Raw genomic sequence first — 10,928 nt, 5'->3', positions numbered from 1 at the left:
AGTTCTCTAGTCTGGATTTGGAACTGGTACGAGGGGCACCGGAACGGCGTCGCAACTGGCTCGATTCCCTGCTCATTCAGTTAGAACCTATCTATGCCTACATCTTGCAGCAATATAACCAGGTACTGCGACAGCGGAACGCCCTCCTGAAAAAATACCGAGTTGGAGCAGCAGAAGGCAAGCTTGAGGAATCATCCAGAGACTTTAATACAGAACTAGCGTTGTGGGATGTCCAACTAGCGACAGCCGGTTCACGCGTCACACGGCGTCGAGCAAGAGTCATCGAACGGCTGGCACCTATCGCAGCGGCATGGCACGCTAGTATCAGTGGGGCAACTGAGGTGCTGGAAGTTACCTATGCTCCCAATATCCGTACTGAAAAAGATGACCCCGAAGAAGTACAAAAGGCATTTTTAGACAAAATCCAACAGCGCCGAATCCCTGAACAAAGTCAGGGGACGACCCTCGTTGGCCCTCACCGGGATGAAGTCGAGTTTACCATCAACCAGACACCTGCTAGGTCTTATGGCTCCCAAGGTCAGCAACGCACATTGGTGTTAGCCCTAAAGCTGGCAGAACTCAAGCTGATTGAAGAAGTTGTAGGGGAACCCCCACTCTTGTTACTCGATGACGTGCTAGCGGAACTCGACCTTAACCGTCAAAATCAGCTACTAGAAGCTATTCAAGACCGCTTTCAAACCCTGATTACCACAACTCATTTAGGAGCGTTTGATTCCCAGTGGTTGAATTCTTCTCAAATTCTTTCTGTTCAGGCAGGAGAAATCAGTAGTTTTTAGTTATTAATCATTGGTCAATTTATGTCGATAATAATCAGGATTTTATTTATTTAATTTAAAATGATTTAGCCTTTAATTATTTAAGAATTGTAATTATTTTCTCATTTTCAAGATTAATTTTTTTTGAAAAAATAAGAACATAAAGATACCTTAAAGAAATTCAGAAAATTGGATTTTTTTGGGGTTGCATCTTGACCCTAAAGGGTAGGCATCAATAGACTAAAAAGAACCGATCAATAAAATTGGTTCTAGAGCGCAGATTCATTAATGGTAGGGGCAATCTCCCTGTGATTGACCCGTAAGGGCTTGGTTCACGAGTTAAGTGAGCGCTTTAGGTAGACGATCAGTCCATCATTCCACGTTATTATCCCCTAAAAACGCTATGACAACTGAAATTGTAAAAAGCGAAGAAATGATTGAAGTTCAAGAAGAAGCGCCCATCGTAGAAGTCAAGGTTGAAGATAACCTGAAGTTGAGTAAGATGCCCTCTCCAAAACCCGCTAAAGAGGAGCAATGGCTACAGTTTGGAGAAAAAACCTCTGAATTTATTACTGATTTGCAAAATTCTGTTGGGGAGTTTTTCCAAAAATACCAGCCACTTCTAGCAAGCCTTGGCTGGATTTTTTTTGCCTTAATTAGCGTTAAAGTCATGCTGGCTTTACTGGATGCTATCAATGATATTCCACTGTTATCAGTGCTTTTGGAACTCATTGGTCTAGGTTACGGAATTTGGTTCATTTACCGCTATTTATTAACCGCTGCAACTCGTCAAGAACTTTCGGGAGAAATTCAGAACTTCAAAAAACAAGTTTTCGACGTAGAAAGTTAATCCTGCGTCCTAAAATACTTCTGGAATGTAAGGTAAATTGGGGTGATCTCAAATAATTTTCTTAGGCTCAACGAAAAGCCAATCATTTTTAATAGAGAATAGTAGGGGCACGAAACCAGTGCCCCTGTTTTTTGTCGCTATAACCCTCAATTGCAGAGATGGCAACTGAAATCGAACGTAAATTTTTAGTCAAAGGCGATCAGTGGCGATTGCTCGCTACAGGTACTGTATATCGTCAAGGCTACCTTTCTACGAAAAAAGACTGTTCTGTGAGAGTGCGCCTCGCTGGGAATCAAGCATATCTCACCATCAAGGGTGTAACGGAGGGTTGTTCCAGGGCAGAGTATGAGTACCCTATCCCAGCCAAGGATGCTCAAGAAATGCTGGATAATTTATGCCAAGCGCCCTTGATTGAAAAAACCCGATACAAAATTGATTACGCTGGCTTGATTTGGGAAGTAGACGAGTTTGTAGGTGAAAATCAAGGATTAATTATCGCAGAAGTTGAACTCACGGACGAAAATCAATCCATTGAACTCCCCGACTGGATTGGCAAAGAAGTGTCTGATGATGCCAGATACTTCAATGCCAATTTAGTTCAGTATCCCTATAGTCAGTGGTCGGAGAATCATTGAACCCCAAAATCCAGAATTCAGTTCTGACCAAAGGATTGGCTCAAAGCCCCGTTTCCACGGGTTGCCGCTCCCGCTCCAAGCTAGGCTCACTGAACACTGATAAATATAGAGAACCTGCCGCTAATCCTCCTAAAATGGGTGCCAGCCAGAAAAGCCACACTTGAGAGAGGGCTAGGGTGTGACCTCCAAAAATTGCTACGATTAGCGCTGGACCTAAGCTCCGTGCGGGATTGACGGAAACATTAGTTACTGGAATCCCAATCAAGTGAATCAACGTGAGTCCCAAACCGATCGCAACTGGAGCAAAACCCTGAGGAGCACGGCGGTCTGTTGCACCCATAATGATCATTAAGAACATGAAGGTCAACACAAACTCAGCGATGAATGCAGCCAAGAGGGAATAGCCATCCGGAGAAAGCTCTCCAAAACCATTGACTGCCAATCCATTAGGCCCCAGATCATACTTGGGTTTACCCATCGCAATGATAAACAGGGCGGCTGCCGCTAAAATAGCTCCACTCACTTGAGAACCGATATAAGGTAACAAATCGCTACTAGGGAAGCGCTTGCCGATCCAAAGACCAAAGGAAACGGCTGGGTTCAAGTGACAGCCTGAAATGTGACCGATCGCATACGCCATTGTTAGAACGGTCAAACCAAATGCTAGGGAGACACCGACTAACCCGATACCCAGTGGAAATGCTGTATTTGAACCTATTTTTGCCGCATCGGCTGTGAAGGCGGCTGCCAGCACGGCACTTCCACAACCCCCAAAAACCAGCCAAAAGGTGCCGATAAACTCAGCAATGCACCGCTTTACAAGGGACATTTTTAACCTCTCTAAGTTATTCGTTGCCGATTCAATCGAGAGAACAAACGACTTAACGAAGGTTAGATCTTACCGATTGATCGGGAAAACAATACTATGTAATTAAGGTAGGGTCATCAGAAAATCTATTTCCTAATTTCCCAAGTAAAAATTTCCAGTTTAGGTAGATGTTCTTGATAAGAATAAACTGGAAGCAAGTGACAGTAAAATTTTCTAGGCTTTTCTTGAATTTTCGATATTATCTCACTGTATTAATAATCTGTCAATAACTGAAAACTACTGTTGATCCGCTATTTCAACTCATTTTGAGTAACAATTTGCTAAGAAAAATAAAGTCCGCTACAGCGGACTTTATGCCTAGGATGGCTAAAACTTAGTTTTAGCTAGATGTCTTCAATAATCTACGCCATTTGGCTGAAAACTCACTCCCTTTTCTGGGTGCCTTACACACATATCTTTGCACCAAGCCCTACTCAGCTAGCATTACTCATACTCCTCTCAGCTAGCCACTCGGCTCCCCCACTTCATATAGGGCAACTGAGTTGCTGTAGTCTGAATCTGCTCAACTTGGGCAATTAATTGTCCACAACTATCCCAAGTCCCTGTCGTCAACATTTGCCTGATTCCCTCACCCATAGATACAGAAGCGATGAAGTCACCACAATGGACTTGCATTCCTTCTACATCCACACGCATCGGAGCTTGGGGATTATTTTGTAATATTGTTTGTAAGGTCTGGATCGTTTCGGTTGGTGCTGTTACACAGGGAATTCCGATCGCAACACAATTGCCAAAGAAAATTTCGGCATAACTCTCTCCCACGATCGCTTGAATTCCCCACTTCGCCAAGGCTTGCGGAGCGTGTTCTCGTGAGGAACCACAGCCAAAGTTACCATTAACAACTAAAATGTTGGCTCCTTGATACTGAGGTTGATCAAAGGGATGTTGCCCCTGTGTCTGTGCGCGATCATCGGCAAACGCTTGTTCTCCCAAACCATCAAACGTGACGCAGCGCAAAAACCGGGCAGGGATAATTCTATCGGTATCAATATCATTACCTACCAAAGGAATTCCCCGTCCCGAAACTGTTTTGACTTGACTCATCAAATTAATCCTCTTGACTTACTTTTTACCCATGACAAAGAATGTCGTATTTTCTGACCAAACTCCTTTATCTGTCACTAATGTCTCAACTTCTGCCCTAAATTCCGCTTTCAATTGCTCGATTTGCTCATCTGATAGATGTAACAAAGGATGACCATTTGGACAAAGCCATTTGCCTTTCCAAAAATTTTTAGCCTCATCCAGATTGAGATAACTGCCAAATTGCTCGGTTTTTATCTCGATGTCTTTAAACCCTATTTCTTGAAGTAGAGTACGACATTTTTCTGGACTGCCAAGCGGCTCATGGAGATTCGGCAGCGACAAGCCATACTTAGCGCAGACTTGAGTAATGATAGGTGTGAAAAACGATGTCTCAGACCAGCAGGAAAACGCAACAATTCCATCGTTTTTGAGCCAGCGGTACCAATTGCCTAATGCCCCAGGAATATTACTCAACAAAACAATAGCTGTAGCACAGAAAATGACGTCGAAACGTTCATCCTCAAAGTTGATACTTTCCGCATCAGCTTCAATCAGTTGGATGTTTTGTAACTCCGCTACTCTGATTTTTCGTCGTGCTTGGTCGAGCATTCCTGGAGTAAAATCGACTCCGATGACTTTACCCTCAGAACCTACTATTTCGGAAGCAGCGATCGCGACTATACCTGTTCCCGTGGCTACATCTAAAATATGTTGTCCAGGTTGCAGGTGAGCCAATTCAACAAGAGGAATCGCTCGACGATAGGTAAACTCGGTGTCATAGCTTGTTCGCGCCTCGTAGAACGCAAGGATTTCCTGCTGATATTCGTTGAGATTCGTTGGCTTTGGCATTTAATCGTGCCATGAAATGGCGAGTAGGGGCATGTCTTGTACCTGCCTTGCTTGAATGTGGGGCATCCACAATGGGCATCCACAATGGGCATCCACAAGAGATGCCCCTACAGTAACTCCCGCACGTCAAACACTTCACCCTTCACCGCAGCAGCTACTACCATTGCCGGGCTCATCAGCAGTGTACGTCCCGTTGCCGAACCCTGACGCCCTTTGAAATTGCGGTTAGAAGAAGAGGCACTCAACTGGCTACCCTGGAGTTTATCGGGATTCATCGCCAGACACATGGAACATCCGGGTTCTCGCCACTCAAACCCAGCTTCCTGAAAAATTTTGTCCAATCCTTCAGCTTCCGCCTCCTGTTTCACCCGTTCTGAACCAGGAACAACGAACGCCTTGACTCCCTCGGCTACCCGCTTACCTTTGGCAAATTTTGCCGCTTCTCGCAAATCACTGATGCGTCCATTGGTACAGCTACCGATAAAGCACACATCGACTTTTGTACCTTGAATGGGTGCGCCTGGGTTCAGGTGCATGTAACTGTAGGCTTCTTGTGCGATCGCTTTTTCAGAATCTGGCAGAGTATCCGGTATTGGAACAACCTCATTGATCGCAATTCCTTGACCCGGAGTAATCCCCCAGGTTACGGTTGGCGCAATTTCCGCCGCCTCAAACGTGACGACATCATCATAAACGGCATCCTCATCGCTGCGGATACTCGTCCACCATTCCACCGCTTTATCCCAGTCTTCGCCTTTGGGAGCAAAGTCTCGACCTTTGAGGTACTCAAACGTTACCTGATCCGGGTTAACGTAGCCACAACGTGCGCCCCCTTCAATGGCCATGTTGCAAACAGTCATCCGTTCTTCCATGCTCATCTGTTCAAACGTAGTGCCAGCAAACTCATAAGCGTAGCCAACACCACCTTTTACTCCGAGGGTACGGATGATATGCAGGATGACATCTTTGGCATAGACGCCAGGAGGCAATTTGCCGTTAACTTCGATTTTGCGGACTTTGAGCTTAGATAGGGCTAGGGTTTGGGATGCGAGAACATCCCGGACTTGAGAGGTGCCAATCCCAAACGCGATCGCACCAAATGCCCCGTGTGTGGAGGTATGAGAATCGCCGCAAGCGATTGTCATGCCGGGTTGGGTTAATCCCAGTTCGGGAGCAATCACATGGACAATTCCTTGACTGCCAGACCCAATGTTATAAAAGCGAATCCCGTGCTCTTTGCAGCTTTTTTCCAAGTATTGCATCATCTCTTCTGCCAGGACATCAACAAAAGGACGCACTTGGTTATCGGTGGGAACGATGTGGTCTACGGTAGCAACAGTGCGATCGGGATACAGCACCTTCAATCCCCGTTCCCGCAGCATCGCAAAGGCTTGGGGGCTGGTAACTTCGTGGATTAAGTGTAAGCCAATAAATAGTTGAGTCTGACCGGAAGGCAAAATACCGACGGTATGTAGGTCCCAAACTTTATCAAATAGTGTTCTAGCGCTCATCAGCTAAGGTAGATACCTTGAATTTAAGGGTAGTGACATATCACCAGAGGTGATTGGTGATTGTTGAAAGGCTCAAGTCTTCTATTGTAGAGCGGAATGTGGGTCATCGGATTTGGTCAATCACGCTTTGGTTGGAGCAACCTAAATTTTCTCTGAGTTTTGCTTATCTATGAGCTAAAAAGAATTAGGATGAGTTTGCTCTCTCTTTTTTCTGCTCCTGTTAACGGTCACATCCAGACGATACTAGACAATTAGCCGTAAAAACAGTTGAATGGGCTGTTCCATAGCCCTATTGAGAAACTGGCACCCACTCTCTGGCAACTTACTGATATTTTGGCGAATATGGGAGGGCTTGCGTATCATTATGTGCAGCAATGTGCCACATTTAGTAGGCCGATTACAACAGATTTAGACGTTTGGCGTAAATTGCACCGCTAGGGATGAGAAGTAATACAGAACTGCCGTAGAAACTAATTTTTGCTAGTAGTCTTCTTGTGTTCCCAGATTGTAAGAGGTAGCAACGTGTTGATCCTGAAGTCATTAAATCTCGAATCCTTGCACCTAAGAACGTCTCAACGAGTTGAGAAGAGAGCTTTCCCCCGTATGATACAGAAGCCTATTACCGAACTTACACCAGAGCAAGAAGCCCTGATACCGAGCATTCGAGATCAGTGGATACGTATTGGTTTAGATACAACACCGATAGATAAACAAAAGGCTGAAGATGCGATCGCGCTGGCTTATAAGTGCGCTAGATTGAAGCCACCTCAACAAATTCTGTGGTTCAATAATCCTGTGGAGGCGCTTACCTATATCGCTTCTAAGCCAAACCTGATTAAGGATTCTATGAGGCGTGCTGTTGGGGAGGCTTTTTTCAATACAGCCTTCAAGACGCTCAGGGCTGCTGTCGGGGAAGGTATCAGGTATGCGATCGAGGATGGGATCGGGGAGTCTGTTGAGGCAGCGGTTGAGGATACGGTTTTCAATGTCGAGGTGGCTGTTAGGGAAGCTGTCGGGGAGGCTGCATTCTCACAGATCGGGAGTGCCTGGGGTTTACTTGATGTGCAATCGCTTGCCATTTATGCCTACTTTGATGCGATCGGCATTGACTATTCCAAACTAAAAGGGTTGTGGGAAACTGCCAAGCACTGTGGCTGGTGGTGGGCTTTTAAAAATATCGCTGTTGTCACTCCTAAACCCTCAGCCATTCGCTTAGATGAGCAGGGCAGATTGCACGGAGTAGGATTACCTGCTGTTACCTATGAAGGATTCAATCTGTACGCCTATCATGGGGTAAGACTACCAGAAAAATATGGGGCAATTCACCCCAACCATTGGCAAGCTCAATGGTTGTTAGAAGAGAAGAACGCTGAACTGAGACGAATATTAATTCAGGAAATTGGTTATGTCCGCATCTGCCAGGAATTGCAAGCGATTGAGTTAGATTCTTGGCAAGAATACACCCTGTTTAAAATCGATTCTGATGTGGATGTGGAGCCAATTAATCTATTAAAAATGACTTGCCCTAGCACGGGATACATCCACGCCTTACGTGTCCCGCCTGAAGTGAAATCAGCTAGAGAAGCGATCGCCTGGGTCAATTGGGGAATAAATTCAGAGGTATTTGCTGTACAAACTTGAGTCCATAACAAAAACAGCGATCGCATAAGAACCGTAGCATACAACCTTTCGGGCATGAAAACAGGGATCACCTTAGCTCTTAGGACAGTAGTGAAGCTGAGCGCACTAACTACATCAACAAGGCGATCGCCCTTTGGAGGCAAGCGTTGTTAATCGCGCAAGCCATTATCACTTCTATGGTTCACTCAGATTAGACTGTTGCCAGATAGAATACGATCAAAGAGGAGTGAGCATCGGAAAACATACCCTTCCATGCCACAATCATGACAACTCGACACTTCAAACGTTTCGCAGACTGGTGCCAACATAAAAACGACCTCTCGCAAGAGGCAAGACATACAGTTGAAGTATTGTTAAAGTTTGCTGGCACATCTAACCCTAATAAAGCGGATCGGGTCTTGTCAAGTGGCGCTGAGCTGAATCTCAACAACAATCAAATCAGCGACATCACCCCTCTGTCTAGCTTGACTCACCTAACCAAGCTGAATCTTAACAAAAATCAAATCAGCGACATCACCCCCTTGTCTGGCTTGACTCACCTAACTAATCTGTATCTCAGCAACAATCAAATCACCAACATCGCTCCCGTGTCTGGCTTGACTCAAATGCGCTACCTGAGTCTCGACAAAAATCAAATCAGCGATATCACCCCCCTGTCTGACTTGACTCGCCTAACTACGCTCTATCTTGAAGACAACCAAATCAGCGACATCACCCCCTTGTCTGGCTTAACCAACCTGACCTGCCTTTATCTCTGCTTCAATCGCATCAACAACATCACTCCTGTGTCTGGCTTGACTAACCTAATCAAGCTAGAAGCCTTCGGCAACAACCCAATTTTCAATCTGAATCTGCTCAGAACGCTTCAACAGCAGTGGCGCAACCTCTCAACTGAGCCAATTGCTCATCAACAAGCAACAGTTGCTGTTAAGTCAGCCTACGCCATTATCGGCTTTGCCGAACCTGAAATAATTTTTTGCAGTAGTCCCTACGCGGCTCTTACATCAGTAGATAGATACAATCTTGTGTCAGTAGATGGATATCGGCTATGGCTCTCTCCACTGGAACGAGAGCTATTTAAGGCAATGAGAAAATCGCTGAATTCGCCACTATGGTCGTACTTGTATGTCGAAATTCCATTTCGAGCAGGAAGGGAAGTCGAGAGACAACTGGAGCAACAGTTGAAACATGACGGAATGAAACTAAAGAGTTACATGACCTCTGAAGCTCTGCTTCGCTCCATCAGCACAACTGAATTTTTTATCTCTGAATACAGTTTTGTGCTGAAAGACGAAGAACAAGAAGCGTTGCAGTGTCTCAAGCAGCTTTTTTCGTCCTGTGGTTGGCTATTTCCGTTTGAGAAAGTTTGTATTGTTTGCGATCGCCCCCGCATTCTCTCATTTGACAATCAAGAACGCCTCCATGCCGAAGGCTCCCCCGCGATTCAATTTGCTGATGGTTGGAGCGTCTACGCTTATCATGGCGTGAGATTACTTGAAAAATATGGCAAAGTACATCCCAATCAGTGGCAAGCTCAATGGCTCTTAGAAGAGAAAAACGCCGAACTGAGGCGAGTCCTGATTCAGGGTATTGGTTACGACCGAATTTGCCAAGAATTGCAAGCGATTGAATTAGATTCTGGGCAAGAATACACACTCATTCAAATTGATTCTGATGTGGATTTGGAGCCAATTTATCTATTAAAAATGACTTGTCCTAGCACCGGATATATTCACGCCTTGCGAGTTCCACCTGATATGAAGTCAGCGCGTGAAGCAATTTTTTGGGTGAATTGGGGAGTCGATCCAGAGGAATTTTCGGTGCAAACTTGAGAGGGTCGAGGAAAGAGAGCGATCGCACCCACTGCATCAACAAGGCGATCGCTCTTTGGGCGCAAGCGCTGCTAATCGCGCAAGGCATTATCGACTTCTATGGCTCACTCAGATTAGGCTCTTGCCAGATAGAAGACGACATCAAATCGGAAAATATACCTCTCCATGCCACAATCATGACCACTCGACGCTTCAACCGCTTTGCTGACTGGTGCCGACATAAATACGACCTCTCTCCAGAGGCAAGATGTACAGTTGAATCACTCTTAGAGTTGGCTGGCACATCTGATGGTGATGAAGCGGAGCGGATACTTTCAAGTAGCACCTTGTTTCGGCTGGATCTTCGCAACTTAATTAGCGACATCACGCCCCTATTGGCTCTGACTCAGCTCACTAGGCTGAATCTCCACGGCAATTGTCGAATTAGCGACATCACACCCCTGTCTGAACTGACTAACCTGACCTGGCTGTGTCTGAGCGAAAATCAAAGAAGTGACATCACGCCCCTGTCCAGTCTAACTAACCTGGAGGAGCTGCATCTCGACGACAATCAAATCAGCGACATCAAGCCTCTTTCGGGTCTGACTAATCTGAGAATGCTGAAGCTTGATAAGAATCAAATCAGTGACATCAAACCTCTGTATGATCTGACTGAGCTAGACGAACTGAATCTCCACAGCAATCAAATCAGTGATCTCACCCCCCTGTCTGGTCTGACTAACCTGACAGCCTTGAAGCTCAACTCTAATCAAATCAGCGACATCAAGCCTCTTTCGGGTCTGACTGGGCTGACCTTACTGAAGCTCTACGACAATCAAATCAGCGACATTACTCCCTTGTCTAACCTGAGTCAGCTAACAGAGCTTGATCTCAACTCTAATCAAATCAGCGATATCACACCCCTGTCTGGACTGACTAA

Annotated in this window: 10 protein-coding genes and 1 pseudogene; 7 read left to right on the top strand and 4 right to left on the bottom strand. The window is 45.5% G+C overall.

Annotation, left to right across the window (positions count from 1 at the left end):
• The 3 genes from recF to V6C93_RS05580 all read left to right on the top strand — a co-directional run.
• On the top strand, positions 1 to 797 hold a 797-nt coding region (gene recF / locus V6C93_RS05590; protein ID WP_333475664.1), incomplete at its 5' end, for a DNA replication/repair protein RecF.
• Between the two features lie 382 nt (positions 798 to 1,179).
• Positions 1,180 to 1,626, top strand: coding sequence for a CAAD domain-containing protein (locus V6C93_RS05585; protein WP_333475663.1), 447 nt, complete (start codon positions 1,180 to 1,182; stop codon positions 1,624 to 1,626).
• Between the two features lie 158 nt (positions 1,627 to 1,784).
• Positions 1,785 to 2,261 carry a CYTH domain-containing protein gene (locus V6C93_RS05580; protein ID WP_333475662.1) on the top strand — a complete coding sequence of 159 codons (477 nt, stop codon included), beginning with the start codon at positions 1,785 to 1,787 and terminating at the stop codon, positions 2,259 to 2,261.
• A 40-nt stretch (positions 2,262 to 2,301) separates the two neighbouring features.
• On the opposite strand, the gene aqpZ is transcribed toward V6C93_RS05580, so the two are convergent.
• The 4 genes from aqpZ to leuC form a co-directional block, all read right to left on the bottom strand.
• Entirely contained in the window at positions 2,302 to 3,090 is a 789-nt protein-coding gene (aqpZ, locus tag V6C93_RS05575) for an aquaporin Z (protein WP_333475661.1), read from the bottom strand.
• Between the two features lie 498 nt (positions 3,091 to 3,588).
• A complete protein-coding gene (gene leuD, locus V6C93_RS05570) occupies positions 3,589 to 4,194 on the bottom strand; it encodes a 3-isopropylmalate dehydratase small subunit (protein ID WP_333475660.1) in 606 nt (201 codons plus the stop codon).
• Positions 4,195 to 4,212: 18 nt separating this feature from the next.
• A complete protein-coding gene (locus V6C93_RS05565) occupies positions 4,213 to 5,025 on the bottom strand; it encodes a class I SAM-dependent methyltransferase (RefSeq protein ID WP_333475659.1) in 813 nt (270 codons plus the stop codon).
• 107 nt (positions 5,026 to 5,132) lie between these two features.
• On the bottom strand, positions 5,133 to 6,536 hold the full coding sequence (gene leuC / locus V6C93_RS05560) for a 3-isopropylmalate dehydratase large subunit (protein WP_333475658.1): 1,404 nt from the start codon (positions 6,534 to 6,536) through the stop codon (positions 5,133 to 5,135).
• Positions 6,537 to 7,139: 603 nt separating this feature from the next.
• Here leuC and V6C93_RS05555 point away from each other — a divergent pair.
• The 4 genes and pseudogenes from V6C93_RS05555 to V6C93_RS05545 all read left to right on the top strand — a co-directional run.
• Complete coding sequence (locus V6C93_RS05555; protein WP_333475657.1) at positions 7,140 to 8,177, top strand: DUF6745 domain-containing protein; 1,038 nt, start codon at positions 7,140 to 7,142, stop codon at positions 8,175 to 8,177.
• A gap of 263 nt (positions 8,178 to 8,440) precedes the next feature.
• A pseudogene (locus V6C93_RS38725) lies at positions 8,441 to 8,962 on the top strand (leucine-rich repeat domain-containing protein); the annotation flags it as partial.
• Between the two features lie 51 nt (positions 8,963 to 9,013).
• On the top strand, positions 9,014 to 10,009 hold the full coding sequence (locus tag V6C93_RS38720) for a DUF6745 domain-containing protein (RefSeq protein WP_414644155.1): 996 nt from the start codon (positions 9,014 to 9,016) through the stop codon (positions 10,007 to 10,009).
• Positions 10,006 to 10,928, top strand: a 923-nt coding sequence (locus V6C93_RS05545; protein ID WP_333475655.1) for a leucine-rich repeat domain-containing protein, incomplete at its 3' end; no start/stop codon positions are given. The genes V6C93_RS38720 and V6C93_RS05545, both read left to right, overlap by 4 nt.

It is taken from the genome of Allocoleopsis sp., from assembly GCF_036703385.1.
Classification (GTDB): Bacteria; Cyanobacteriota; Cyanobacteriia; order Cyanobacteriales; family Coleofasciculaceae; genus Allocoleopsis.
The sequence above is the reverse complement of the archived record's forward strand: the minus strand, read 5'-3'. Positions and strand labels throughout refer to the sequence as shown.